This window comes from Streptomyces sp. bgisy159, from assembly GCF_057707805.1.
Genome location: NZ_JBYIQX010000012.1, coordinates 156,784 through 182,462, shown reverse-complemented (window position 1 = coordinate 182,462; position 25,679 = coordinate 156,784). Strand labels below are relative to the sequence as shown.

Below are 25,679 nucleotides of genomic sequence, written 5' to 3'. Positions count from 1 at the left end.
CGACCCGCCTTTCGTTCACGTCTGCCCTTCTGATTCCACGAAGGAATAAGCGGCCCACGGCCCGGCGAGATCCACGCGCGTTCCGCTTTCCTCGTCCTTTGCCGCCCGGTCGACGATTTCCACGAATTGCTCGCTTTCGGTGCGTGGCACCAGATACGCGGCGTTCAGCACCTGAGGTGCGAAGTCGTCGGGCCGGGTGAGGGGCGGGGCGAGCGGATGCGGGAGGTTCCGCCGGGCCGCCTCCGCGTGCCCGGCGAGATCGGCGTGCAGCCGCTCGGCGAACGCCTGGGCCGCCCGCCGGGCCTCAACGGCCGCCCGCCGGGCGTCGGGGCCGCCTTCCGCGCCGCCGCCCGGCGGTGTCGTGCCGGTGGCCGACGCCCCGGGCACCGACACCGTCACCCCCCACTCCACGCGGTCCCGGAGCCGGTCGAGGATGTCGCGGAAGCGGTCCTCCCGTTCCTCGATCATCACGCGGACCTCGCTGTCGTCGGCGACGACCGTGGCCGGCCACAGCGGCAGCGGCGTGGTCACCACGGTGAGCGCGTCGACGACCTGCCGGTGGCCGCGAGCCATCCGGGCCAGCCAGTCCGGATCCGCCAGATGGGTCTGCAGCGGCTCCTCGGCGAAGTCGACCTCCGAGACCGTGCTGACGACGGCGACCAGCCCGTGGTGGTGCAGCAGCCGGGCCGGAGCGCCCGCCACCCCCGTCAGCTGGACCTGGAGCGGAGTGTCGAACGGACGGCAGACGGCATACACGTACCGCAGTCCGGCCATGCGGCCTCCTCCTTCCCGGGGCGCGCCCCTGCCTCATCCGGTTTCCGTGCTACTCCGGATTCTCGTCGGGCACCACCGTGCCCGCGGGCGCGGCGGGGCCGGGCTCCACGAAGCTGTACGGCGGCAGCGGGCCCTCGGCGCGCAGATCGAGGTGCGGATGGCTGCGGCGCAGCCCCGCCACGGCGGCCAGGAACTCGGGGGCGCTGTCCCGGTCGACCAGGAAGGAGACGTCGACCAGCCACCCCTCCGAGGCGGAGCCGACACTGACGGCCTCGGCGGACGCCTCCAGAGTGTGCTGGGCCTCGGCCGCCTCCTCGGCCTCCTGGGCCTGGACGGCGGCCGTCACCATCTCCCCGAACTGAAGCTTCTGCGCGTACGTCCCGCCGCCCGCCCGCCGGTTCGCCTCGGCCAGGGCGCGCAACTCGGGGCTCTCGGCCAGTACCCGGTGCAGCACGGCCTGCTCGTGGTGGGCCGCCCGCACCGTGTACTCGACCCTGCCCGTCAGCGCCCGCAGCCGCTCCCGGTAGTGCTCGGCGCGTTCGGCGAGGACGGCGGCGACCGCGTGGTCGTCGGGGGCGATGCTGCCGAACCGCATGGGCAGCACACAGCCCGCGGCCTCAGCGGCGGCGAGCACGTGTCGGTGGGCGGCCAGGGCGCTGTCGCGGGGCCGCAGCCCCTCGGGCGCGTCGCTGACGACGGCCGCGAGGTCGCCCTCGGCGAGGATCCGCACCGGCTGCGGCGGCTCCCCCACGCCGGTCGTGCCGAAAGGAACCGCGTCCGCGTGTGCGCGTTCGACGATGCCGTAGACGTAGGTACTCACCTCTCGGCCTCCTTCCGCTCCGCCCCGCGCAGCGCGTCGAGCCGGCGGCGGGCCGGGGCGAGGGCGCGGCGCCGGCGGGCCAGGCCGGACCACGGTCGGGTGCGGGCCTGGTCGACGGCGTCGGCGACGGTCCACCGGCGGGGGCCGGTGTCCGGGTCGTCGAGCTGCTCCCAGGCCAGCGCAACGGCGACGGGGGCCCCGGGCAGCGCCCGTACCGAGAAGGGGACGACGGCGGTCTGCGCGTAGCCGTTGCGCTGGACGTCGAGATAGAGCCGGTCCCCGCGGTCCTTCTTGCGGGCGGCGGTGGTGAGTTCGTCCGGGTGCTCGGCGGCGAGCAGGGCGGCGGCGTCGCGGGCGAAGGCGCGCACCTCGTCGACGCCGTGCCGGGCGTGCAGCGGCACCACCACGTGCAGGCCGCGTGACCCGCTGGTCATCAGGCCCGAGGGCAGGCGCAGTTGGTCGAGGAGATCGCCCAGCCGGCGTGCCGCCCGCCGGACGGCGCGGAAGTCGTCGTCGGGCGGATCGAGGTCGAAGACCATCAGGTCGGGGCGCTCCAGGTGAGCGGCGCGGGTGAGCCAGCGGTGCAGGGTGAGACAGGCCTGGCCGGCGAGGTGGACCAGGGTCGCGGCGTCGTCGCACACGGTGTGCCGGACGGTGCCGTCCTCCTTGGGCACCTCGCCGCGGGTGATCCAGTCGGGGTAGTGCTCGGGGGTGTTCTTCTGCATGAAGCGGGGACCGCCGAGGCCGTCGGGGTGGCACTCCAGCATCAGGGGGCGACCGCGCAGGTGGGGCAGCATGAAGGGGGCGACCGACCGGTAGTACTCGGCGAGGTCGCCCTTGGTGTACTCCTTCGCCGCCCCCTGCGCGCCGCCGTCGCCCGGGAACATCACCTTGTCCGCGCGCCGCACCTCGACGGTCCGGCGCGCGGTGCGCACCCTCAGCGTCTGTGTGCCGCTCATGGCACCACCGCGTGCTCCACCAGCAGTCGGACGGCGGTCGCGATCGACTCCGCGTCGATGCCGGCGGCGTGCAGCTGCTCGGCGGGGGAGGCGGAGCCCGGCATGGTCCGGACCGCCAGCCGGGCCAGGCGCGGCACCGGGCGTCCGTCGGTGAACGCGTCGAGGACGGCGTCGCCGAGGCCGCCCTCGGGGTGGTGGTCCTCCACGGTGACCAGGCAGCCGGTCTCCTCGGCGGCCCGGCGCAGGGTCTCCCGGTCGACGGGCTTGACCGAGTACAGGTCGATGACGCGGACCGGTATGCCGGCGCCGGCCAGGGTGTCGGCGGCGGCGAGCGCCTCGGGCACGGTCACCCCGGCGGCGACGAGCGTCGCGCGGTCGTCCTCGCCGGCCGAGCGGAGCACCTTGCTGCCCCCGACGGGGAACTCCTCGTCGGGCCCGTAGAGCACCGGCGTGGCGCCGCGGGAGGTACGCAGGTACCGGATTCCGTCCAGCTCGGCCATCGCCTGCACCAGCCGGGACGTCTGGTTGGCGTCGCACGGGTAGAGGACGGTCGAGCCGTGCACGGCGCGCATCATCGCCAGGTCCTCCAGGCCCATCTGCGAGGGCCCGTCCTGACCGATGGCGACGCCCGCGTGGGAACCGACCAGGTTGACCCCGGCGCCGCTGACGGACGCCATCCGCACGAAGTCGTGGGCGCGCGTCAGGAAGGCGGCGAACGTGGAGGCGTAGGGCACCCAGCCGCGGGCGGCCATCCCGACGGCGGCGGCGACCAGCTGCTGCTCGGCGATGTAGCACTCGAAGAACCGGTCGGGGTGTTCCTTGGCGAAGTACTCGGCGCGGGTGGAGTCGCTGACCTCGCCGTCGAGGGCGACGACGTCGCCGCGGGCGGTGCCGAGGGCGGCGAGCGCGTGTCCGTAGGCGTTGCGGGTGGCCTCCTCGTCGCCCTTGTCCCAGGTGGGGAGGTCGGCGTCCCGGCGCGCATCCCGACGACGACCGGCTGCATACGACATACCGTCGCCCTCATCCGGTGTCCGGTCGGCGGCATCCGGTGTCCGGGCGCCCGTGGACGGTGTCCCGGCGCCGGCTCCGCCCTGCGGCAGCCGCACCGTCACCCGGACCTGGCGATCCCCGCCCAGCTCCTCGACGGCGGCCTCCGGGTCCTTGAGCGGCTTGCCGTGCAGCCCCTCCCTGTCCTCCGCGTCGGCGACGCCCTTGCCCTTCAGGGTGCGGGCGAGGATCACGGTGGGCTGGCCGAGCGTGGAGCGGGCCTCGCCGAAGGCGCGGTCGACCGCGTCGACGTCGTGCCCGTCGACCTCCACCGTGTGCCAGCCGAACGCGGCGAAGCGGTGGGCGTAGGCGTCGATGTCGTGGCCGTGCCGGGTGGGGCCGCGCTGGCCGAGCCGGTTGACGTCGACGATCGCGGTCAGGTTGTCCAGGTTCTCGTACGCGGCGTGCTCGGCCGCCTCCCACACGGAGCCCTCGGCGAGTTCGCTGTCCCCGCACATCACCCACACCCGGTAGTCGGCGCGTTCCAGCCGACGGCCCGCCAGCGCCTCCCCCACGGCGATGGGCAGCCCCTGGCCGAGCGAACCGGTGGCCGTCTCGACCCAGGGCAGCCGTCGCGGGGTGGGGTGGCCTTCGAGGCGGCTGCCCAGCTCGCGCAGGGTGAGCAGCTCGGCGTCGTCGATGGCGCCCGCCGCCTTGTACGCCGCGTAGAGCAACGGCGAGGCGTGCCCCTTGGACAGGATGAAACGGTCGTTGCCGGGGTGGCCGGGCCGGTCGAAGTCGTAGCGGAGGTGGTGCGCGAGCAGTACGGCCATCAGATCGGCGCCGGACATCGAGGAGGTCGGGTGCCCGGAGCCCGCGGCGGCGGAGGCCCGGACGCTGTCGACACGCAACTGCTGTCCGAGCGCGGCAAGTTCTGCGGTGTCCATGGCTCTACTGATCTCCTTCGGCAGGGGTGGCTCCGCCGGTGGGCTGGTTCCTCGCGGGTTCACCGCCCGGCTGGTTCCTGGCGGGTTCGCCACCCGGCTGGTTCTTGGCCGGCTCACCGTCCGGCTGGTTCCTGGCGGGTTCGTCGTCGGGCCGGTTCGCGGCCGGCTCGGCGCCGGCCTGCTTCCCGGCGGCCGCACGGCGCGGCCCCGAGCGGGCCCGGCCGTCGTCCCGGTCCTTCCGTTCGCGTTCCCGCTCCTGCCCCCCTGGCACCCGCGCCAGCTCCGGGGACGCGGTGTCCAGCGGTACGGACCAGGACCGCACGAGGCCCAACTGCACGCCCTGGCGCGGCAGTACGGCGTCCAGGAGCCAGTCGGCGGCGACCCGGACGCGGTTGCCGGGCATCGCGGCCAAGTGGTAGGCGCGGGTGACAGCACCCGCCACCGGGCCGGACAGCGGCACGCCGAACGGGTTGGCGGCTGCCTGGACCCCGCCGAGGTCGACGGCGAACCCCTTGTCCTTGTGCCGGTAGGGCCGCAGCCGTCCGTCCCCGAACGTCGCCGCGATGTTCAGCCCGGCCACCCGGCCCTGCCGCCACGCGTGCTGCGCGGTCATCGGGGTGAACTGACCGGGGTCGTCGAGGTCGGGCACGGCGGCCGCGTCACCGCACGCGAACACTTCCGGTCGGCCCGGCACCTGCAGCGTCGGCTCGACCAGGAGCCGTCCGCGCTCCATCGGCAGCCCCAGTGACTCGGCGAGCGGATCGGGCCGGACGCCCACGCACCACACCAGGGTGCGGGTGTCGACGAACTCGCCGTCGGTGAGCAGGACCCCGTCGTGCGTGGCCTCCTTCACCGAGGTCCCCATGCGCACGTCGACGCCCCGGTCGCGCAGCACCCGGTCGGCGGTGTCCGACAGCCGCTGGTCCAGTTCCGGCAGCACCCGGTCGGCGATGTCGAGCAGCATCCAGCGCGGCCGGATGCCCTGGCGCAGGGGGTGCTTGCGGACCAGGGCGTCGGTGAACAGCTGTCCCTGGGCGGCGACTTCGGTACCGGTGTAGCCGGCGCCGACCACGACGAACGTGCAGCGGGCGGAGCAGCTCCTCGGGTCGTCGGCCCCGGCGGCCAGTTCGACCTGGCGGGTCACGTGGTCGCGCAGGTACAGCGCCTCGGGCAGCCCGCGGAAGCCGTGGGCGTGCTCGGCGACCCCGGGCAGCGGCAGCAGCTTGTTGACGCTGCCGGCCGCGAGGACGAGCCGGTCGTAGCCGAGGGTGCCGTTGTCGCCCTCGGGGTCGGTGAAGTGAACGGTGCGCGCGTCCAGGTCGATGTGGTCGGCCTCGCCGAGGACCAGTCGTACGTCCGGAAGGGTGCCGGCGAGCGAAACGGTGACCCTGCGCGGTTCGAGGATGCCCGCGGCCACCTGGGGCAGCAGCGGCAGGTACAGGAAGTAGTCGGTCGGGTTGAGCAGGGTGATGTCGGCGCGCCCCCGGGCCTCGCGGGCCAGGGTGCGGGCCGTGCGGTATCCGGCGAAGCCGGCACCGACGATCACGATGCGGGGTCGACTCACGGGGTTCGCCTCCGACGGTGTGCGGTGGCAGGGGCGCTGCCACGTACAGGGGTCTGTGTCCACGTCCGAGGGTTCCGCGTTTCCCCAGCCGTCCGGGCCAAACGTGTGCCGGTTTCCCGCCGGGCCGCCGGGTACCCGGACGGCGCACTCCACTCGTTCGCCAGCCCCCGGAGGTACCCCCCATGGCCGAGTACGGCTACTTCCTGTCCTGCGAGGAATTCGGCCCCGCGGACCTCGTCGAGCAGGCGCGGATGGCCGAGCAGGCAGGGTTCCAGTCGCTGTGGATCTCCGACCACTACCACCCCTGGAACGACGCGCAGGGCCAGAGCCCGTTCGTGTGGTCGGTGATCGGCGCGCTCTCGGAGGCGGTTTCGCTGCCGATCGAGACGGCGGTGACCTGCCCGACCGTGCGGATCCACCCGGCGGTGATCGCGCAGGCCGCCGCGACCAGCGCGGTGATGACGAACGGCCGCTTCCGCCTGGGTGTGGGCACCGGCGAGGCGCTCAACGAGCACATCCTGGGGGACGCCTGGCCGCCCGCGAACGTCCGCATGGAGATGCTGGAGGAGGCCGTCCTGGTCATGCGGAAGCTGTTCAGCGGTGAGGAGGTCAGCCACTACGGCACCCACTACACGGTGGAGAACGCCCGGCTGTACACCGTCCCCGACGAGCCGGTGCCGATCGACATCTCCGGCTTCGGGCCGAAGGCGACCGGACTGGCGGCCCGGGTGGGCGACGGCTACATCACGATGATGCCGGACGCGTCGATGGTGGAGCAGTTCCGCAAGGGCGGTGGTGGCACCAAGCCGGTCCTCGGCGGCACGAAGGTCTGCTACGGGGCCGACCGCGACGAGGCGGTGCGCACGGTGCGCTCGCTGTGGTCGAACCAGCTGCTGCCCGGCGAGATGGGCCAGATCCTGCCCACGCCGAGCCACTTCGAGCAGCTGGAGCCGCTGGTCACCGAGGAGATGGTCGCGAAGAACACGGTGTGCGGGGACGACGTGGACGAGCATGTCGCGACGCTGCGGGAGTTCGCGGACGCCGGCTTCGACCGGGTCTACGTCAACCAGATCGGCCCCGACCAGCGCGGGTTCTTCGACTTCTACCGCACGAAGGTGCTGCCTCAGCTGCCCTGACCAAGGTTGCCGGGGCGGGTCGCACCACCGGGCGGGCGAGCGGGTCAGGCCCGGTGGTGCGGCGTCTCGGGGTCGGTGGCGGGCTCGGTCCCGGCGTCGGCGGCGCCCGGCGCGCCGGGACCGGTGGGCGCGGCCGGGCGTCCGGCCGGCGCAACGGTGCCGGAGGGGCGGCGGGCCGCGCGCGGCTCCTCGCGGACGGCTTTCCGCGCCACCCGAACGAACTCGTCGGCCGCCCGGCGGTCGGGGCGGTCGGGATGCGGCAAGGTGTCCATGACCGCCGGGTACTTGAGGTGACCGGAGCGTAACGGCGCGCGGTCCGGGGCCGGACCGCGCGCCGCACGGTCCGTTCACCGCAACCGATCACCGCATCGCCGCCGCGCCGACTAGGCTCGGACCATGGACATTCTGGGAGCCACCCTGCGCGTCTGCGTCGATGACCTGGAGACCGCCGTCCCCTTCTACGAACGCCTCGCCGGCACCCCGGCGCTGCGCTTCGAGCGCGGCGGGGTCCAGGTGGCCGCGGCCGGTTGTTTCCTGCTGATGAGCGGCCCCGCGGCGGAGCTGGAGGTGCTGCGCAAGGTGGCGGCGACGATCGCGGTCACCGATGTCGGCGAGGCGCACCGGACGCTGACGGAACTCGGCGCGGACATCATCGCCGGCCCGGTGCCCACCCCCGTCGGCCGCAACCTGATCGCCCGCCATCCGGACGGCGCGGTCTACGAGTACGTCGACCGCCGGCCGGCCTGACGAAAATGCCGCGTGCGCCGCGGCCCCGTCGACGTAGAGTCGGGCGTTCGACGAGCGACGACCGCGCGAGGAGTGACAGTGAGCGAGCGGCACACGTACCGGGTGATCGTCCGGGGCACCTGGGACGGGCTCACCGAGGAGGCCCGGGAGCGGCTGCTCACCGAGGCCGGCCGGCACGGGCTGGCGAGCATGCGGTTCACCGAGGAGGGCACGCTGACGTACGAGCCGCGCCCGCTGAAGCACTTCTCGATGCGCTACGTGGTGGTGTCGGACGCGGCGGACGGCGAGGAGATGGCCGGTGCGATCGCCGAGGACCGCGCCGAGACCACGCTGCGGGCCCTGGGCTACGGATGGACGGGCCTGCGGTCGACGGTCACCGACCTGGACACCATGAAGATCAACCGGAAGGCCGCGCCTCGGCGGTGAGGGCCCACCGCTCGTGGTCCCGCCACCCCCCGTCCATGTAGATCATCTTCGGGGAGAAGCCCTCCCGCCGGAAGCCGCAGGCGCGGGCCAGGCCGATCGAGGCCGCGTTGCCGGGCTGCACGTTGATCTCCAGCCGGTGCAGCCGCATCGGCCCGAACGCGTAGCCCACCACCAGGTCGAGGCCCTCGCGCATCAGACCGCGCCCCGCGGCGTGCGCGAAGGCTCCGTAGCCGAGGGCGCCGTTCTGGAAGCCGCCGCGGACGATGTTGTTGATGTTGATGAACCCGGCGATGGCCCCGTCCTCGAGGGTGCACACCAGGAACCCGGCCCGCGCCGGGTCCTCGATCAGCCGCCCGGCATAGCCGGCGTACTCCTCGGGCGTCAGGGGCGGAAACAGCCACGGGTGGTGCAGTTCCCGGCTCTCCCGGGCCCGCGCGGTGAACTCGTCGGCGTCGGAGAGGGAGAACGCCCGCAGGCCGACGCGGGCTCCCTCGGCGATGTGACGGAGTCCGGTGCGGTGCGGCATCCGGCCAGCCTACGACGCCACCGGTGGTGGCATGCGCACGGTTACCGCCTGCGTCTCATGAGGTACGCCCCGCACAGGACGCCGATCAGTCCGGTGGCGAGCAGGGCCGTCCACAGCGGCATGGTGACCACGGGGATCAGCAGCCTGATCTCCGTTTTCTGGGTGTTCTCGAAGATGAAGACCAGAGCGAGGACGGCGAGCACCAGCACGGCGATCCGGGCCGGTGTCACCGCGACCCTGGCGCCGCCCTTCGTCGAGGTCTCGGAAGTCTTCGGGCTCATGGCTCCAGGGTGCGCCCGCAGCTGCGCGCCCGCACTCCGGGACGTCCGGGCCGCGACCGGGCCGCAGACCGGGGCGCGGCCGGGCCGGTACCGCCACGCACGGGGTCCGGGACGGCCGCGCACGAGGACGGGGCCGGGGCCGGGTCGCCCGTCCGCGCGAGGCCGCGTCCCCGTCGCGGCGGGGCCGGGGTGGGTCAGCGCAGGGCCGGCCGGTCCAGGGTCAGGGTGCCGGCGTCGGCGTCCAGGTCCGCCCGGACCCCGAAGGGGATCGTCAGCGCTCCGTCGCAGTGGCCGAAGCCGAAGTCCTCGGCCACCGGCACCCCGAGCCCGCCGAGCCGGTCGGCCAGCAGGGCCCGCACCCGCTCGTACGGGTCGCACCGCTCCCAGGAGCCGAGCAGCACACCGGCCACCCCCTCCAGCCATCCCGACCGCAGCAGCTGGGTGAGGTAGCGGTCCAGCCGGTAGGTCTCCTCCCCCACGTCCTCCAGGCACAGCAGTCCGCCGCGCGCCGAGCGGCGGGCGTGGGGGGTGCCCAGCTCCGCGGCGAGCAGGCACAGGCAGCCGCCGAGGAGCACGCCCCGCGCCCGGCCCGGGACCAGGGGGCCGCCGCCGGAGGCGATGACCCGGGCCGTCTCGGGGGCGAACAGCGTGGCCCGCAGGTGGTCCTGCGCGCGGGCGTTCTTGACGAAGTCGATCCCGGCGGCCATCGGCCCGTGCAGGGTGACCAGGCCGAGCCGGGCGGCGAACGCCTCGTGGAGCGCGGTGATGTCGCTGAAGCCGACGAACACCTTGGGTCCGGCCGCCCGCATGGCCTCCCAGTCGAGCAGGTCGGCCATGCGCTGGACGCCGTAGCCGCCCCGCGCGCACAGCACGGCGTCGACGGACGGGTCGCACCAGGCGCGCTGCAGGTCGGCCGCCCGGTCGGCGTCGGCGCCCGCGAGATAGTCGAAGGCGCCGTGCCGGTCCAGGACGTGGGGGGCGACGACCGGGTCGAGGTCCCAGCCGCGCAGCACGTCGAGTCCGGCCTGCAGGCGCTCCTCGGGCACCGGCCCGCTGGGCGCGACGACGGCCACCCGGGCGCCGGGCGCCAGCCGTGCGGGCCGTACGAGTTCCTTCACTTCAGCAGCTCCAGCGTCGGGATGCCGGGCGGTCTCAGCCCGAACACCTGGGCGTACAGGGAGAGTTCCGCCTCCAGTGCCCGCTTGACGGTGTCGGCGCGGCGGAAGCCGTGTCCCTCGCCCTCGAAGGCGAGGTAGGCGTGCGGGAGGTTCCGCCCGGCGAACCGGGCCAGCAGACGCTCGCACTGCGCGGGCGGGCAGATCACGTCGTCCAGGCCCTGCAGCAGCAGGAACGGCACCGTGATCCGGTCGGCGTGCTCGACCGGCGAGCGCTCGGTGTACCGTCCGGGGACCTCGTCGAGGGGGCCGACCAGCGTGTCCGGGTAGCGGGACTCGAAGTCGTGGGTCTCGCCGGTCGCCCACCCCGTCAGGTCGAGGACGGGGTACTTGATCGTGCCGCAGGCGTAGACGTCGGTGGTGGCCAGGGAGACGGCCGCGGTCCAGCCGCCGGCGCTGCCACCGCGGACGGCGAGCCGGTCGCGGTCGGCGGTGCCCTCGTCGGCGAGGGCCAGGGCGACGGCGGCGCAGTCCTCGATGTCGACCACGCCCCACTGCTCGCGGAGCCGCTCGCGGTAGGCCCGACCGTAGCCGGTGGATCCCCCGTAGTCGACGTCCACGACGCCGATGCCACGGGAGGTGAAGTAGGCGGTCTCCAGGTCCAGGACGAGCGCGGCGCGGTCGGTGGGGCCGCCGTGCGCGCGGATCACGTACGGCGGCAGCTCGGCGTCGGGGGCGGCGCAGCCGGGGTGGTGGGGCGGGTAGACGTGGGCGTGGATCTCCCGGCCGTCGGGTCCGGTGAAGGTGCGCAGGCGCGGCTCGGGGTAGTGGGCGGGGTCCACGGCGTCGGTGTGTTCGGCGCCGATCACCCGGGCGCGGCCGGTGCGCGTGTCCAGTTCCACGACCTCGTGGGCGCTGCGCGGGCTGGCCGCGACGGCGACGACCCGTTCGCCGTGCACGGCGAGGGTGGGTGCGACCTCGGTCCAGGGTCCGGCCGCGTCGACCACCTCACCGGTCTCGGGATCCAGTATCCCGAGGACGGCCGGCCCCCGACCGTGGACCACCGCGATCAGGCCGTTCGCCAGCGGCGCGAACCAGCGCGCGCCGAGCCGCCACAGCGCCCCGCCGAACTCCTCCTCCCGGCGGCACAGGGGACGGCCGTCGCGGTACAGGTTCCACCACCCGCTGCGGTCGCTGGTGTACAGCAGAGCGCCGTCCGTCGACCATTCGACCTGGGCGAGGGACTCCCGCGGCCCGCCGGCCACCGTCCGCACCCGCCGCAGCGTCCCGTCGGCCGCCACGTCGGCGACCAGCAGTTCGGTGCCGTCCCACGGCATCCGCGGATGGTCCCAGGCCAGCCACGCCGCCCTCGTGCCGTCCGGGGAGAGCCGGGGACCGGTGACGAACCGCCGCCGGTCGTCGGTGAGTTCCCGCACGGCCCCGCGGTCCTCGGCGGCCGACCCGTCCAGCGGTACGGCGGCCAGGACGCGGCGCACGTCGCCGGGTCCGTCACCGGTGAACTCCTCCAGCACGCACCAGACCTCGCCCCGGTCCGCCCGGATCAGCGGCTCCGCCCAGCGCAGTCCGCCGCCCACCGCAGACAGGGGGGTGAGCGGCCGGGGTTCGCCGCCCGGCTCCCAGCGGTACAGCCGCTGGTCGGCGTGGTGCGCGAACACCACGAGCGGCCGCCCGTCCCGCGGTACGGCGGCCCAGGGCGTGCCGCCGTACTCCATGATCCGGCTGCGCACGTTCCACGGTGCGGGCAGCGCTTCCTCCTCGACGCCGTCCGCGCGCCGTCGCACCAGCGCGCGCCGGCCGCCCTCCTCCGGGCGGGGCGCTGTCCACCACACCTCGTCGCCGACGACGCCCACGTCCTCGGGGCGCCCGTCGTGCGCGGCGGCCAGGGCCGCGTCGACGGGCGACGGCCACTCCCCGTACGGCAGGATCCGCACCGTTCCCCCTCCTTCGGTCACGCCGTCCGCAGGAACCGGTCCAGGACGCGGACGCCGAAGTGCAGCGCGTCGACCGGGACCCGCTCGTCGACCCCGTGGAACAGGGCCTGGTAGTCGAAGCCCTCCGGCAGCCGCAGGGGCGCGAACCCGTAGCCGGTGATGCCCAGTCGGGAGAACTGCTTGGCGTCGGTGCCGCCGGACATGCAGTACGGCACCACGTGCCCCTCGGGGGCGAACTCCCGGACGGCGGCGGCCATCCGGGTGTAGGTCGGCGAGTCCACCGGCGCCTGCAGGGCGACCTCGCGGTGGAGGTACTCCCAGTCGACGTCCGGCCCGGTGAGTTCGTCGAGCGTGGTGCGGAACTCGTCCTCGCCGCCCGGCAGATATCGTCCGTCGACGTGGGCGACGGCCTCCCCTGGGATCACGTTGACCTTGTAACCGGCTTCCAGGACGGTCGGGTTGGCACTGTTGCGCACCGTTGCCTCGACCAGCCGGGCGGCCGGCCCGAGCTTGTCCAGCAGGGCGTCCACGTCACTCAGGTCGGTCTCGATGCCGTAGAGGGCGGCGAGTTCGTTGAGGGCGGCCCGTACGGTCGGTGTCAGACGCGTCGGCCACACGTGCTCGCCGATGCGGGCGACGGCCGCGGCGAGCCGGGTCACCGCGTTCTCGTCGTTGACCTTCGAGCCGTGACCGGCCCGGCCGCGTGCGGTGAGCTTCAGCCAGCCGGTGCCCCGCTCCCCCGCCGCGATGGGGTAGAGCTGCCGTCCGTTCCCGTCGTGGAAGGTGAAGGCGCCGGACTCTCCGACGGCCTCCGCGCAGCCCTCGAAGAGCCCCGGGTGGTGGTCGGCGAGGAACCCGGAGCCGTCCTCGGCGCTGGCCTCCTCGTCGGCGGTGAAGGCGATGACGAGGTCGCGCCGGGGCCGCACCCCCTGACGGGCCCAGGAGCGGACGACGGCCAGGATCATCGCGTCCATGTTCTTCATGTCGACCGCGCCGCGCCCCCACACCACCCCGTCGCGGACCTCCCCGGAGAAGGGGTGCACGCTCCAGTCGGCGGCCTCGGCGGGGACGACGTCCAGGTGGCCGTGGACGAGCAGTGCGTCGGCGGCCGGGTCGGTGCCCGCGAGCCGCGCGACGACGTTGGTGCGGCCGGGGGTGCGCTCCAGCAGCACCGGTTCCAGACCGGCTCCGGCCAGCCGCTCGGCCGCGTACTCGGCGGCCGGCCGCTCACGGCAGTCGCCGCCGCCCCGGTTGGTGGTGTCGATGCGGATCAGGTCGGAGGTGAACCGCACCACCTCGTCCAGGGCCTGCTGGTCAGCCATACTGCTCCTCCACGGCGGCCGAGGCGATCGTGGTGACCGCCTTGAAGGTGCGGATCCCCTCGTACATCGTCTCGCTGGTGTACGCGATCCTGCGCTCGCCGACACGGTCCACGCCGGGCACCACGGTGACTGCCTGGGCGAGGTGTTCGGCGTCGAACTCGACGGCGACTGTATACGGTCCGCCGACGACCGGATCCTGTCGTACGGCGAGCGTGGCCGCCTGCTCGGCGGCGGCCCGGATGTCGGCGGCGGTACGGGCCGGTGTCCGGCACACGGCCGCGTACCGCGAGACGTGGTCCTTCACGGCGACCTTCAGCGCCTCCGGCGCGTACCCGAGGGCGTCCTCACAGGCGATGTCGTCCCCGGTGACGAGGACGACCGGCACCCCGTACTCGGCGACCACCTGGGCGTTGAGCAGACCCTCGCTGGCCCTGACATCGTTCAGCCAGACGCCGGTGATCTGGTTGGCGAGGTAGGTGTGGGCGAGGACGCCGTCCATGCCGGCGCCCGCGTGGTAGCCGACGAACGCGATGCCGTCGACGTCACCGTGCTGCACACCCTCCACCATGGACAGCCCCTTGTGCCGGCCGGTGAGCATCTCCACCCGCTCGTCGAGCCGCTCCAGGAGCAGGTTGCGCATGGTCCAGTGGGCCTCGTTGACCACGACCTCGTCGGCGCCGCCGGCGTAGAACCCGAGGGCGGCGGCGTTGACGTCGGAGGTGAACATCGCCCGGCACCGCTCCCACTGCGGGGTGCCCGGCAGCACGTCGGCCGGCCAGGTCACCCCCGTGGCGCCCTCCATGTCGGCGCTGATGAGGATCTTCATGGTGCGTCACGTTACGCGGCGCCGCGGTGACTTCCCAGGAGGCCGAGGAGGCCGGGCCCACCCCGGGCGGCTGCCGCGGGGCCCCCGGAGGTGTTGCCGCCCGTGCCCCGCGGCCGGTCGCGGCCCCGCCCGTTCAGCCGGACAGCGAGCCCCCGAAGATCTGCCACGCCAGCAACGACTTCGCCACGAGGCTGAGCACCAGGTACCCCTTCTCACCGTAGGCGTAGTCGGACCACCGGCCGGCCTGCCGGTACTGGAGCCACTGATTCAGTCCGAAGCTGAAGAAGAGGACGGCCTGGACCAGCACGATCCCGTACACGAACCCGGGGACGGTGTCGGCCGCGACGACGTTGTAGGCGATCGAGATCCACGGCGTCACGCCGATCAGCGTCCCGAACCAGAACGGGAGCATCGTGGTCGCCGCGCGCCCCGGCGGGTTCATCCGCTCCTCCAGCCAGCCGAAGAGGATCATCCCGATGTTGGCACCGGCGACGGCGATGACGGCGTTGATGTTGGTGATGCCCGCGTAGAAGCCGATGAGGAGCACCATCAGCGTCGCGCTCAGCGCGTACTCCACCCAACGGAACCGGTTGATGCCGTGCCGTAGATCGCGCTCGTAGGCGGCGCGGCCCACCGTCGCCGTCACCAGGTGGTCCAGGGCCGCCAGAGCCAGGAAGGCGCCGACGGCCCAGCCGATCGGTACGTCGAACAGCGCTTCGGGGGCGGGCGCCCTGGTTCCCGGCGGCCCTTCGGGGACCGAGGAGGTGACGGTGATGGAGAAGTCCCCCGCCAGGACGACGATCGCCGCGGCCTGGACCAGGTGCAGCAGGGTGAGTCCCAGGTTCCACGAGCGGAGCCCGGCAAGTCGTCCGCCGGTGACACCGGTGGCCACCGGCGCTCTCTCTTCGCTGTTCACGGTTCCTCCTCAGGGCCGGGCGACGCGGTACGTCCGCATGGTCGTACCGGTCCGGTCGTGAAGCGCGGCAGTCACGCCGCCGCCCCGCCGGGAGTACCCCGAGCGGCGCTCGGCGGATCCGCCGCGTTCACCGCTTCGGGGGACGGTGTGCGGAGCGTCCCGGACCGGGCCGATCACGACCGGGGGCGTCCTGTGCGGCGCGGTGGCGACCGGCCGCGGCAGGGATGTCACCTGCCGGGGTGGGCTCAGGACGGTCCGAGGTGGGCTCGGGACGGTCCGAGGTGGGCTCAGCACGGTCCGGGGTAGGCCCCGGGCGGTCCGCGGTGCCGCCGGTCCCCCCTCGGGTGGCGATGAGGGACCAGGCGATGGACACCGTGATGGTGACCGCGATGACGCCGAGGGTGAGGGGCACGGGCAGCTTGCCGACCGGGGTCTCGGACAGGATGAGCTTGACGCCCGCGAAGGCGAGCAGGACCGCGAGGCCGTAGTGCAGGTACTGGAAACGGCGCAGGAGCCCGGCCAGGCAGAAGTACAGGCTGCGCAGGCCCAGGACCGCGAAGGCGTTGGCGGTCCACACCAGGAAGGTGTCGGTGGTGATCGCGAGGACGGCGGCCACGGAGTCGACGGCGAAGATCAGGTCGGTGGCCTCGATGGCCACCAGGGTCACGAACAGCAGCGTCGCCACCCTGCGGCCGCGGAGGCGCAGAAAGAATCTGTCGCCGTGGAACCGCGGGTCGGTGGGGATGAGCCTCCGGACCAGGCGGACGACGGGGTTCCGGTCGGGGTGGACCTCCTCGTCCTTGGAGACGGCCATCTTCCAGCCGGTCCAGATCAGGAACGCACCGAACAGGTAGGCGGTCCAGAAGAACACCTGCAGCAGTTCGGCGCCGACGAAGATGAACACCAGCCGGGCGGCCAGCGCTCCGAGAACGCCCCAGAACAGGACCTTGTGCTGGTAGGCGTCCGGCACGGCGAAGAACGAGAACACCAGCGCGAAGACGAAGACGTTGTCGATCGACAGGGCCTTCTCGATCAGATAGCCGGCGTAGTAGGTGGAAGCGGTCTCACCCCCCTGCCAGGCCCACAGGATGAGGCCGAAGCCCAGGCCGACGGCGATCCACAGCGCGCTCCACAGCGCGGCTTCGCGGAATCCGATCACATGGTTGTCGCGGTGCGCGATCAGGTCGACGGCGAGCATGACGCCGATCCCGAGGGTGACGGCGGCCCACACCCACAGCGGGACGGCGAACGACAGTTCATTCATGGTGGTTCGGCTTCCAGCGAGGCTTCCGGCGAGTCGAAACGGAAGAGACGACGTGCCTCCAGCGTCACTCGTGGCCTCTACCCCCGTCAAGCATTACGCGAAAAGTTTTTCGGCAATATTTTTTCGCGAAAACATGGTGTTGGTCACGGGTCACGGCGTTCGTATGATGAGGGTCATGAGGCAGCCCTCCGCCGCGCGCGGCGACCACTGGACGTTTCTGACCAACCACGCCCGCGTCCTCATCGCCCTCGCCCGCGACCCGGAAGCGCGGGGACGGGACGTCGCCGACCTGATCGGCATCACCGAACGCGCCGTACAGCTGATCGTGGCCGACCTCGAGGCGGCCGGATACCTCACCCGCACCCGGGTGGGCCGCCGCAACCGCTACACCATCGACCCGACCGTCGGCCTGCGCCACCCGACCGAGGCCGACCGCCCCGTCGGCGACCTGCTGGCCACCTTCCTGCACCGCGAGGACATCCCCGCCACCGGCTCCGAGCACGCGGCCACGCCCTAGCACCACCGGCCGGGGCCGGGTCCCGCAGACGACGCCACCACTCCACCCCGCCCCGGCGCCGACGTGCGCGCGGCGCCGACGCCCCCCGACCTGACGAGGCGGCTACTCGGGGGCGGCGCCGGACACAGGCCGGAACGGCCCGCCGCCCGCCCCGCCGAGCCGCCCCGCGGGCGCGGCCAGGGGCGCCCAGGTCACCGGTGGGGCCGCGTGGACGAGGGGACCGCCGCGAATCGCGGCCGCCTCCATCACCGTGCCGGCGTCCAGCCCCGCCGGTCCGGTGCGGGAGACGACGAGCAGCGGGCACCGGTGGGCGACGGCCACGTCCAGCAGGCCCTTGGCCGCGTCCAGCCGCCCGGCACGTCCGGCCGGCCGGTGATAGGCGGCCGGCCGGTGGTCCACACCGGAACGGCCCACGCGCGACAGCGCCCTTCCCAGCACCACGCGGGTGGCGACGCCGTCCGAACGGGCCGCAGCCCTGGGCGGCAGGGGCGGCAGGACCGCGATGAGCAGCAGCGGCGCCCCGCGGGCAGCGGCGAGCCGGACCGCGGCATCCACCACCGCGGCGTCATCGAGGCGGTCCGCCAGCACCGCGCCCACGGGGGCCCGTCGGCGGGAACGGCCGGTCGCGGGAGCGACGTCCGGGGACATGGCCATCACGCCTTCAAGAGGAGGTAAAGAAGGATGCTTCCAGCATCTCCGCCACTCCGGGGGTCGTCAACAGTCACACGAAAAGTTTTTCGCATGAAATGGGAGGTGTGGCGCGCGGCCCGGTCCCCCGCCTGCCGGCCCCGTCAGCCGGTCAGTCCGTCCGGCCCGCCACCAGCCACCGCGACGGCAACTGCACGCGCCGCCCGTCGGGGCCGCGCTCCGTCGTGGTCAGGGGGAGTTCTCCGGAGGCGAGGACGGTGAGCCCGGCGGTGCGCAGATGGCCGGGAACCTCGGCGTCGTGGATCTCGCCGGGGGCTATGCCGTGCCGGAAGATCGGCGCGATCTTGGGCGGCGGCCCGGACGGCCCCTGGACGAGTGCGCCGAGCACGGACCGGGCCGCGTGCGACGGCTCGACCAGGAAGACGCGTCCGCGCTGCCCCAGCAGCGCCGCGACCCCGTCGGCCAGCGGCTGCCGGTCGTCGGGCAGGCACTGGTGCAGGACACCCCTCATATAGACGTTGACGTCGCCGAGCTCCGCGTGCAGGGTGTCCGCCGCGCCCTTCTCGGCGGCGTCCAGCAGCCGGTACTCGGCCCGGCCCGCCGGGTCGGCCCTGCGCGCACGGTCGAGCGCCGCCTCGGCGAGGTCGACGCCGATCACCCGCGGGAAGCGGTCGGCCAGGAACCGGGTCTGGGTGCCGTTGCCGCAGCCGAGGTCGACCAACGGCAGCCGGTCGTCGAGGAGATGGGGCACGAGGAGGGGCAGGTGCAGCTCGGCGGTCACGTCCGCCTCGGCGTCCCAGAACACCTCCCCCGGCGCGTCGGGCGCCTCGCGCCAGAAGCCCTCCCAGGACTCGCGGTACCCACTCGTCACGCTCATGCCCAACTCCCCGGGGTGGTCGACGGATCCGTCGCGGATGACGGCCCTGTACGGTCTACCGCCCCGGGGTGAGCGCTTACAACCGCTCGCGCGTTCCTCCCCGTTCGTTCGAGCGGTGGGGCCGCCTCCCGCACGGTGTGCGGGACCGCCGCCGTGTTCAGCGGCGCGGCAGGGTCAGCTCGAACCAGACGCTCTTGCCGGTACCGGTCCGGCTGGTGCCCCACTCCCGGGCCAGGGTGGTCACCACCCGCAGGCCGCGGCCCCGTTCGTCGTCGGGGCCCGCGCTCAGCAGCGTCGGCAGTTCGTGGTCGTCGTCGTCCACCTCGCACAGCAGGGTCTCGCCGCGCACCAGCCGCAGGGCGACGGGGCGACCGCGGGAGTGCCGTACGGCGTTGGTGACCAGCTCGCTCACCAGCAGCTCGGTGGTGTCGGCCAGCCGGCCCAGGCCCCAGTCGTGGAGTTGTTCTCGCACGACGGCACGGGCCCGCCCGACCTCGGCGGGCGTCAGGGGGAGGCGCCACTCGGCGACCTGGTCGGGGCCGATGCCGCCCAGCCGGGCCATCAGCAGCGCCACGTCGTCCTTCCGGTCGCCCCGGCCCGCCTTGGCGAAGGTCGCGGCGAGGGCACGGATGATGGCGTCGCACGCGTCGTCCATGGAGGCGGCCGGATGGGCGGCCGACTCGCACAGGGCGGCCAGGCCCACCCCGATGTCCTCGCCGCGCACCTCGACCAGGCCGTCGGTGCACATCACCAGCCGGTCGCCGGGCTCCACCCGCACGCGTACCGCTTCGAAGGGCACCCCGCCGACGCCGATCGGGGCGCCGGTGGGCAGGTCGAGCAGTTCGCTGCGACCGTCGCTCGCACGGACCAGGACGGGCGGGATGTGACCGGCGTTGGCGAGGTGCAGCTCTCCCGCGATGGGGTCGTAGACGGCGTACAGACAGGTGGCGAGGTAGGTGTCGCCGAGCCGCTGGGCGAGGGCGTCGAGGTTGCGCAACAGCTGGGCGGGCGGCAGATCGAGCGCCGCCATGGTCTGCACCGCCGTACGGAACTGGCCCATCATGGCGGCCGAGTTCAGGCCGTGCCCCATGACGTCGCCGACGACGAGCGCGGTGCGGGCACCGGGGAGCTTCACCGAGTCGAACCAGTCACCGCCCACCCGTCCGAGCAGCGTCCCGGGCAGGTAGCGGGTGGCGATGTCGCAGCCGGCCAGGCGCGCGGGGATGCGCGGCAGCATGCTGTCCTGGAGGGTCTCGGCGACGTTCTCCTGGTGGGTGTACATGCGCGCGTTGTCGAGCACGAGGCCCGCGCGGGCGGCGAGTTCGGCCCCGGTGGCCCGGTCCATGTCGTTGAACTCCGCGCGCTCGGGGTGGCGCAGAAGGATCATGAAACCGAGCACGACCTGGCGTGCCTTGAGCGGTACGACGAGCATGGACCGGCCGCTGATCAGGGGCCGGATGTCGCGCTTCTCGAACTGCGCGGCGATGGCGTGGCCCATCTCCTCGCTGATGCGCGGCACGAGGACCGGTTCCCCGGTGGTCATGCACTGGAAGAACGGCGTGTGCGCCGGGAAGGGCATGGCCTCGCCGACCGGCACGACGTCGTCCCAGCGGCCGGGCTCGTCGGTGTGCTCCAGGGCGACCCGGTGCCACAGGGTGGTGGTGTCGGGCACGCCGTCCGGGAACCCCTCACCGGCGACGACCTGTTCCCGCAGATAGGTGCCGGCGACGTCGGTGAAGCGGGGGACGACCGCCTTGCTCACCTCGACGATGGTCCGGGACAGGTCGAGGGAGGTGCCGATCCGGCCGCTGACCTCGTTGAGGAACTCCAGGCGCTCACGGACGGCGGTGTGTTCCAGGTCGTCGCGCTCGTCGTCGGGGTCGGCCGACGCCGTCACCCCCGCGGCGGCGGCCCGGGCGGCCCGCTCCCGGCGTGCCCGGCGCTCGACCCGGCGCGAGACACCCCAGTCCGGGGTGACCGGCACCCGCTCGCTCCGGCTGAACTCCAGGACGGGGTAGCCCAGTTCGAGCACCTGGGAGACGACCCGGGAACTCTCCCCCACGCTCATGCCGGGCAGGATGCCCGGGAGTTCGCGGGCGAGGTGCTCGGCGCCGGGGAAGTCGGTGTGCAGGGCGAACCCGGGCGCGATCCGCTCGACGGCGGACGCGTCGTCCGCGGCGCCGGCCCGGTGCAGCGCGCCCGCGTCGGCGGCGAGCACCAGGAGCCGTTCCGGTCCGGGTCCCACGAGCGGGTAGGCCCACCACAGCACGTCGACCCGCTTGCGGCCCTCCGGCGTGGCCGCCCCGGCCGGCTCGGGCACGGTGAGCCGGGCCCGGCCGGCAGCCGGATAGGACAACCCACGGTTGAGGGACGGGCCGAGGCCGGGGCCGAGGCCGTCGTAGGCTGCGCTGTCCCCGTAGGGCAGGTCCTCGTCGACGTCGGGCAGCGCTCCGGAGACGGGCAGCAGATCGAGGGCGGGCTGCCCGATCGCCTCTTCCCTGGGGACGCCGAAGAGCCGACGGGCCCCGCTGCTCCAGTGGGAGACCAGACCCTCGCGGTCCACCACGACCACGGCCAGGGGGACGCGCCCGGCAGCCGAGGCCGGCTCCGCCGCGTCGGCCCCCGGTCCGCGGCCGGGAGGCGTGTCCCTGTCGGTGCCACGGTCCATGGCCCTGACCCTCTCTCCCCAGAGCTGTACAAGATCTGTTCCGCTGCGACCACCGTACGGCGCACGCAGGTCGCGATGTGCGGCATCGGCGGAATTGGTTTCACCAGCACCGCGCTGGGTAAAGCCGTACGCCGCACTGTCCGTCCTCGTGGCCGAGCAGCAGGTCCCGCTCGGTGCGGCCGCCGCCGGCGCCCCGGAGCACGGTGGCCACCGACGGGTATCCGGAAGCGATCACGGTGTACTCGCCACGGGCCAGGTCGACGAACCGGAAGGCGCCGTCCGGGCCGGTGGTCAGGGTGCCGACGACGTCGCCGGCCACGTCCGGCAGCGTCACGCGCGCGTCCGGCACCGCCCGGCCGCCGTCGGCGCGCACCGTGCCGCGCAGGACGGCGCCCGCGGCGAGCTCGATGTCCTGACGGGGCGCCCGGGCGGCCCGCACGGTGACCGACACGACGATGACGAACTGGAAGACGCCTTGCGGCCGAGCAGGTCACCGAGATTGCCGTGGACGGGCAGTCCGACGGTGGCGGTGAGCAGGTAGGCGGTGATCGCCCAGGACATCCGGTCCACGCCGGGCAGTTCGCCGACGATCCTCGGCAGGGCGGTGGCGACGATCATCTGCTCCAGCGCCGCCAGGGGCGGCACGAGCATCAGCGCGAGGAAGACCAGGCGCACCCGGCGGGGGCCGAGGCCGGGGGGCGCCGGGTGGTCCGGCGGGAGCGGCGGCGCCGTCGTCGCGTCACGCTCCAGCGTGGTCCCGCCCACCTGCCGCTCCCCTCGTCGCACCTGCCCAGCGGTCTGCCGCGTGAAGCGGCAACTCCCGGCAGATGCGACGAGTTACGGACCCGGGCCGACCCGGGGGCAGAACCACCCGAACCGGTGACAGGACCGGGTGTCCCGGGATTCCGGTCGGTCAGGAGGGCTTCTCGACCTCGGCCGCGAGGCGGGCGAGGACGACGTCGTAGATGCGGCCGAGCCCCTTGGGGGCGAAGGTCCGCTCGAAGAAGCCGCCGATGCCGCCGGCGCCGTTCCAGGTGGTGGTCACGACAACGCGGGAGCCGCCCTCTCCGGCGGGGGTGACGCGCCAGGTGGTGACCATCGAGGAATTGCGGTCTTTCTCGACCAGTTCTCCGTCGGTGGGTTCGGTCACCTCCAGGAGGCAGTCGCGCACCCGCTTGCTGGTGGCCTGGAGCTTCCAGTGGACGAGGGTGCCCTCGCCGTCGCCGCCCTCACGCACCTCGTACTCGCTGAACTGCTCGGGCAGCAGCTTCGCGCGCGTGCCGCTGTAGTCGGCGAGCGCGTCGAACACCGTCTCCGGGTCCGCCGCGACGACCCGCTCCGTGGTGGCCTCCACCTGCGCCATGGGCTCCTCCAGGTCCTGTGTTCTCGGGGTTGGGGCAAGCCAACCACCCCGGTCCCCGGGCACCCAAATCGGGTCCTGCCGAAACGATCAGAAAACGCCCTCGCACGATCAAGGGAACACGTGTTCTATTCTGTGGTCAGCTCTACCGAGGAGGCGCCATGCGCTGGGAGAACCTCGCCGCGGACACCGGCCACGGCCGGGCGGCCGACGCCGCGCTGTTCGGCGCGGACGCGGTGACCACCCGTACCTTCGACACACCGGAGTTCGCCGGCGTCACCTTCCACGAGGTGCGGGCCCGCTCGGTCCTGAACCGGGTGCCGGGCGCCTCACGCATGCCGTTCGAGTGGACGGTCAACCCCTACCGAGGCTGCACGCACGCGTGCGTTTACTGTTTCGCGCGCAAGACGCACAGCTATCTGGACCTGGACACCGGCATCGGATTCGACACCCAGATCGTCGTCAAGGTGAACGCCCCCGAGGTACTGCGCCGCCAGCTGTCCTCGCCCCGCTGGCAGGGCGACCACGTCGCGATGGGCACCAACGTCGACTGCTACCAGCGCGCGGAGGGCCGCTACCGGCTGATGCCGGGCATCCTGGCGGCCCTGCGCGACCACGCCAACCCCTTCTCGATCCTGACCAAGGGCACGCTGATCCTGCGCGACCTGGAGCTGCTGCGAGAGGCCGCCGAGGTGACGGACGTCGGTGTCTCGGTGTCGGTCGGCTTCCTCGACGGCGAGCTGTGGCGCACCGTGGAGCCGGGCACGCCCGCCCCTGAGCGACGCCTGGACGTGGTGCGGGCCCTGGCCGGGCACGGCATCGGCTGCGGTGTCCTGATGGCGCCGGTGATCCCCTTCCTCGGCGACCAGCCGGACCGGCTGCGCGCGACGGTACGGGCCGTCGCGGCGGCCGGCGCCACCTCGGTGACCCCGCTGACGCTGCATCTGCGGCCCGGTGCCCGCGAGTGGTTCACGGCGTGGCTCGGCCGGCACCACCCGCACCTGGTGGCCCGCTACGAGCGGCTGTACGCGGACGGCGCCTACGCCCCCCGGTGGTACCAGCGCCGGATCACCCGTCAGGTGCACGAACTGGCCGAGGAGTACGGGATCGGCCCCACGCGCGCGGGCGCGCACCGCGCCGCGGCCGCGTCCGCTCCCACCCTGGAGCCGGAGCGGGCGCGGCCGACCCAGCTCACCCTGATCTGAGGGGCTCCTCTCGCCGGCCCGCGCGCGTTCGAGCGGATCCGGCGACCCGATCGGGTCAAGTATCTCCAGAACGGGTTCTTCAGGGCGGTGTCGTCGGGACGATGCGGCGAGGGCCGTGACCCACGCGGTCCGTACACCCTCCGTCCTGGGGAGGCCCCATGAACAGACGCGCAGCCGCGCTGTGCGCAGCCGCCGCCGTCGTGACCGGGACGCTGACCGCCGTTCCCGCGACCGCCGGCCCGTCGCCCGCCACGCAGACCGCCCGCGCCGCCGAGCGCACCTGGAAGGAACCGGCGCCCACCGGTGAGGGCTCCGGGCTCATCGGGGAGGACTCCGCGCCCACCGGGGAGGATGCCAAGACCACCGGGGAGGAGCCCGGCCTCACCTGGAAGAAGTGCGCCACCGCCGCCTACCCGACGCTGCAGTGCGCGTCCTTGAAGGTGCCGCTGGACCACGCCGACCCGCGCGGCGAACAGATCACCCTGGCGCTGTCCCGCGTCCCGCACACGGCACCGGAATACCAGGGCCCTCTGCTGGTCAATCCGGGCGGCCCCGGCGGCAGCGGGCTGTCCCTCGCCGGGTTCGTCGCCGCCGCGCTGCCCGAGGCGGTGGCGGCCCGGTACGACGTGATCGGCTTCGACCCGCGCGGCGTCGGCCGCAGCACCCCTGCCCTGAACTGCCGGCCGGGCCACTTCACGCCGGTCCGCCCCGACTCGGTGCCGGGCACGGCCGCCGTCGAGGAGGCGAACCTGGCGCGGGCCAGGTCCTTCGCGGAGGCCTGCGCGCGGAAGTACCCGGACATCCTGCCGCACATCAACACGCGAGCCTCGGCCCACGACATGGACGCCATCCGGGCGGCGCTCGGCGCTCGGCGGCTGAACTACTTCGGTTACTCCTACGGCACCTACCTCGGGGCGGTGTACGCCAAGCTCTACCCGCAGCGGGTGCGGCGCATGGTCCTGGACTCCGTGGTGGACCCCACGGGCGTCTGGCACGAGGACAACCTCACCCAGGACCGCGCCTTCGACGACCGCCACCGCGCGCTGATGGCCTGGATCGCCCGGTACGACGGCACCTACCGGCTCGGCAGCGACCCGGCCGAGGTCGAGGACGAGTGGTACGCGATGCGGGCGGAGCTGGCCCGGAAGCCGGCCGGCGGCCGGGTGGGCGCGGCCGAGCTGGAGGACACCTTCCTGCCCGGCGGCTACTACGACGGCTACTGGCCGCACCTCGCCGAGGCGTTCGCCGCGTACGTGAACGACGGCGACGACGAGCCGCTGGTCGAGGCGTACGAGAACTTCGGCGCGGTCGACGCCTCCGGGGACAACGGCTACAGCGTCTACACGGCGGTGGAGTGCCGGGACGCGACCTGGCCGGCCGACTGGTCGCGGTGGCGGTCGGACAACTGGGCGGTGTACCGCAAGGCTCCCTTCCTGACCTGGAACAACGCCTGGTACAACGCGCCGTGCGCGTTCTGGCCGACCGGCGCGCTGAGCCCGTTGAACGTCCTCAACGACGCGCTGCCGCCGGTGCTGCTGTTCCAGGCGACCGAGGACGCGGCGACCCCGTACGAGGGCGGCGCCATGATGCACGCGCTGCTGAGCGGCTCCAGCCTCGTCGTGGAGCGGGGCGGCGGCAACCACGGCATCACGCTGAGCGGGAACGACTGCCTGGACGAGCACCTGGCGCGCTACCTGACCGACGGCACGGTGCCGCGGGGCCCCGGCGAGGTCGACGCGGAGTGCACCGCACAGCCGGACCCGAAGCCCCTGGCCTCCAAGGTCGCCACCGGCACGGCGCGCGGTTCGGTGCTGCACGGCCTGCTGGGCTTCCGCGGCTGAC

Annotated in this window: 25 protein-coding genes and 1 pseudogene; 6 read left to right on the top strand and 20 right to left on the bottom strand. The window is 73.6% G+C overall.

What is annotated here, in order from left to right:
* Positions 1-15: 15 nt before the first annotated feature.
* Genes AC3ET3_RS15035 through AC3ET3_RS15015 form a run of 5 tightly spaced genes read right to left on the bottom strand, consistent with a single transcriptional unit; the run spans position 16 to position 6,051 of the window.
* Positions 16-774 (bottom strand): GvpL/GvpF family gas vesicle protein, encoded by a 759-nt coding sequence (locus AC3ET3_RS15035; RefSeq protein ID WP_432133860.1) that lies wholly within the window; start codon positions 772-774, stop codon positions 16-18.
* Positions 775-823: 49 nt separating this feature from the next.
* Positions 824-1,594, bottom strand: a complete 771-nt coding sequence (locus AC3ET3_RS15030) for a GvpL/GvpF family gas vesicle protein (RefSeq protein WP_432133859.1) — start codon at positions 1,592-1,594, stop codon at positions 824-826.
* On the bottom strand, positions 1,591-2,553 hold the full coding sequence (gene ligD, locus AC3ET3_RS15025; RefSeq protein ID WP_435612291.1) for a non-homologous end-joining DNA ligase: 963 nt from the start codon (positions 2,551-2,553) through the stop codon (positions 1,591-1,593). The genes AC3ET3_RS15030 and ligD overlap by 4 nt, the downstream gene beginning before the upstream one ends.
* The gene (locus tag AC3ET3_RS15020) at positions 2,550-4,487 is read right to left on the bottom strand and encodes a transketolase (protein ID WP_432133857.1); all 1,938 of its coding nucleotides are present in this window, start codon (positions 4,485-4,487) and stop codon (positions 2,550-2,552) included. The genes ligD and AC3ET3_RS15020 overlap by 4 nt, the downstream gene beginning before the upstream one ends.
* Positions 4,488-4,491: 4 nt before the next feature.
* A complete protein-coding gene (locus AC3ET3_RS15015; RefSeq protein WP_435612290.1) occupies positions 4,492-6,051 on the bottom strand; it encodes an NAD(P)/FAD-dependent oxidoreductase in 1,560 nt (519 codons plus the stop codon).
* Positions 6,052-6,233: 182 nt separating this feature from the next.
* Between AC3ET3_RS15015 and AC3ET3_RS15010 the strand changes: the two genes are divergently transcribed.
* Positions 6,234-7,187: an LLM class F420-dependent oxidoreductase gene (locus AC3ET3_RS15010; RefSeq protein WP_432133855.1), complete on the top strand. Its 954-nt coding sequence runs from the start codon at positions 6,234-6,236 to the stop codon at positions 7,185-7,187.
* 44 nt (positions 7,188-7,231) lie between these two features.
* On the opposite strand, the gene AC3ET3_RS15005 is transcribed toward AC3ET3_RS15010, so the two are convergent.
* Entirely contained in the window at positions 7,232-7,459 is a 228-nt protein-coding gene (locus AC3ET3_RS15005; protein ID WP_432133854.1) for a hypothetical protein, read from the bottom strand.
* A 124-nt stretch (positions 7,460-7,583) separates the two neighbouring features.
* Here AC3ET3_RS15005 and AC3ET3_RS15000 point away from each other — a divergent pair, with 124 nt between their 5' ends.
* A complete protein-coding gene (locus tag AC3ET3_RS15000; RefSeq protein ID WP_432133853.1) occupies positions 7,584-7,934 on the top strand; it encodes a VOC family protein in 351 nt (116 codons plus the stop codon).
* 78 nt (positions 7,935-8,012) lie between these two features.
* On the top strand, positions 8,013-8,360 hold the full coding sequence (locus AC3ET3_RS14995) for a DUF6204 family protein (protein ID WP_432133852.1): 348 nt from the start codon (positions 8,013-8,015) through the stop codon (positions 8,358-8,360).
* Here AC3ET3_RS14995 and AC3ET3_RS14990 read toward each other — a convergent pair.
* From AC3ET3_RS14990 to AC3ET3_RS14955, 8 genes are all read right to left on the bottom strand, one after another.
* On the bottom strand, positions 8,332-8,886 hold the full coding sequence (locus AC3ET3_RS14990; protein ID WP_432133851.1) for a GNAT family N-acetyltransferase: 555 nt from the start codon (positions 8,884-8,886) through the stop codon (positions 8,332-8,334). The two genes, AC3ET3_RS14995 and AC3ET3_RS14990, sit on opposite strands and share 29 nt — an antisense overlap.
* A gap of 41 nt (positions 8,887-8,927) precedes the next feature.
* Entirely contained in the window at positions 8,928-9,167 is a 240-nt protein-coding gene (locus tag AC3ET3_RS14985; protein WP_432133850.1) for a LapA family protein, read from the bottom strand.
* A gap of 194 nt (positions 9,168-9,361) precedes the next feature.
* Positions 9,362-10,285 (bottom strand): S66 peptidase family protein, encoded by a 924-nt coding sequence (locus AC3ET3_RS14980; RefSeq protein WP_432133849.1) that lies wholly within the window; start codon positions 10,283-10,285, stop codon positions 9,362-9,364.
* Positions 10,282-12,234 carry a S9 family peptidase gene (locus tag AC3ET3_RS14975; RefSeq protein WP_432133848.1) on the bottom strand — a complete coding sequence of 651 codons (1,953 nt, stop codon included), beginning with the start codon at positions 12,232-12,234 and terminating at the stop codon, positions 10,282-10,284. Before AC3ET3_RS14975 ends, AC3ET3_RS14980 begins: the two co-directional genes overlap by 4 nt.
* 17 nt (positions 12,235-12,251) lie before the next feature.
* Positions 12,252-13,556, bottom strand: a complete 1,305-nt coding sequence (locus tag AC3ET3_RS14970; RefSeq protein ID WP_432133847.1) for a M20/M25/M40 family metallo-hydrolase — start codon at positions 13,554-13,556, stop codon at positions 12,252-12,254.
* Positions 13,549-14,382 (bottom strand): M55 family metallopeptidase, encoded by an 834-nt coding sequence (locus AC3ET3_RS14965; RefSeq protein ID WP_432133846.1) that lies wholly within the window; start codon positions 14,380-14,382, stop codon positions 13,549-13,551. The genes AC3ET3_RS14970 and AC3ET3_RS14965 overlap by 8 nt, the downstream gene beginning before the upstream one ends.
* Before the next feature lie 133 nt (positions 14,383-14,515).
* Positions 14,516-15,298 carry a heliorhodopsin HeR gene (heR, locus tag AC3ET3_RS14960; RefSeq protein WP_432133845.1) on the bottom strand — a complete coding sequence of 261 codons (783 nt, stop codon included), beginning with the start codon at positions 15,296-15,298 and terminating at the stop codon, positions 14,516-14,518.
* Between the two features lie 127 nt (positions 15,299-15,425).
* Positions 15,426-16,562, bottom strand: a complete 1,137-nt coding sequence (locus AC3ET3_RS14955; protein WP_435612289.1) for a TerC/Alx family metal homeostasis membrane protein — start codon at positions 16,560-16,562, stop codon at positions 15,426-15,428.
* Between the two features lie 175 nt (positions 16,563-16,737).
* Here AC3ET3_RS14955 and AC3ET3_RS14950 point away from each other — a divergent pair, with 175 nt between their 5' ends.
* Positions 16,738-17,079 (top strand): helix-turn-helix transcriptional regulator, encoded by a 342-nt coding sequence (locus AC3ET3_RS14950; protein WP_432133843.1) that lies wholly within the window; start codon positions 16,738-16,740, stop codon positions 17,077-17,079.
* Positions 17,080-17,181: 102 nt separating this feature from the next.
* Here the strand turns inward: AC3ET3_RS14950 and AC3ET3_RS14945 are convergent, their stop codons facing one another.
* The 6 genes and pseudogenes from AC3ET3_RS14945 to AC3ET3_RS14920 all read right to left on the bottom strand — a co-directional run bounded on the left by AC3ET3_RS14945 (position 17,182) and on the right by AC3ET3_RS14920 (position 22,635).
* A complete protein-coding gene (locus tag AC3ET3_RS14945; RefSeq protein ID WP_432156412.1) occupies positions 17,182-17,727 on the bottom strand; it encodes a universal stress protein in 546 nt (181 codons plus the stop codon).
* A 151-nt stretch (positions 17,728-17,878) separates the two neighbouring features.
* Complete coding sequence (locus AC3ET3_RS14940; RefSeq protein ID WP_432133841.1) at positions 17,879-18,604, bottom strand: class I SAM-dependent methyltransferase; 726 nt, start codon at positions 18,602-18,604, stop codon at positions 17,879-17,881.
* Positions 18,605-18,761: 157 nt separating this feature from the next.
* Positions 18,762-21,272 carry a SpoIIE family protein phosphatase gene (locus tag AC3ET3_RS14935; protein ID WP_435612288.1) on the bottom strand — a complete coding sequence of 837 codons (2,511 nt, stop codon included), beginning with the start codon at positions 21,270-21,272 and terminating at the stop codon, positions 18,762-18,764.
* Between the two features lie 100 nt (positions 21,273-21,372).
* A pseudogene (locus AC3ET3_RS14930) lies at positions 21,373-21,717 on the bottom strand (carboxypeptidase-like regulatory domain-containing protein); the annotation flags it as partial.
* Positions 21,603-22,037, bottom strand: coding sequence for a hypothetical protein (locus AC3ET3_RS14925; RefSeq protein ID WP_435612299.1), 435 nt, complete (start codon positions 22,035-22,037; stop codon positions 21,603-21,605). The pseudogene AC3ET3_RS14930 and the gene AC3ET3_RS14925, both read right to left, overlap by 115 nt.
* Before the next feature lie 148 nt (positions 22,038-22,185).
* Positions 22,186-22,635, bottom strand: a complete 450-nt coding sequence (locus AC3ET3_RS14920; protein ID WP_432133839.1) for an SRPBCC family protein — start codon at positions 22,633-22,635, stop codon at positions 22,186-22,188.
* Positions 22,636-22,793: 158 nt separating this feature from the next.
* Between AC3ET3_RS14920 and AC3ET3_RS14915 the strand changes: the two genes are divergently transcribed.
* Positions 22,794-23,837, top strand: coding sequence for an Rv2578c family radical SAM protein (locus AC3ET3_RS14915; RefSeq protein WP_435612287.1), 1,044 nt, complete (start codon positions 22,794-22,796; stop codon positions 23,835-23,837).
* A 158-nt stretch (positions 23,838-23,995) separates the two neighbouring features.
* Positions 23,996-25,678: an alpha/beta hydrolase gene (locus tag AC3ET3_RS14910; protein WP_432133837.1), complete on the top strand. Its 1,683-nt coding sequence runs from the start codon at positions 23,996-23,998 to the stop codon at positions 25,676-25,678.
* The last annotated feature ends 1 nt before the right edge of the window (position 25,679 follow it).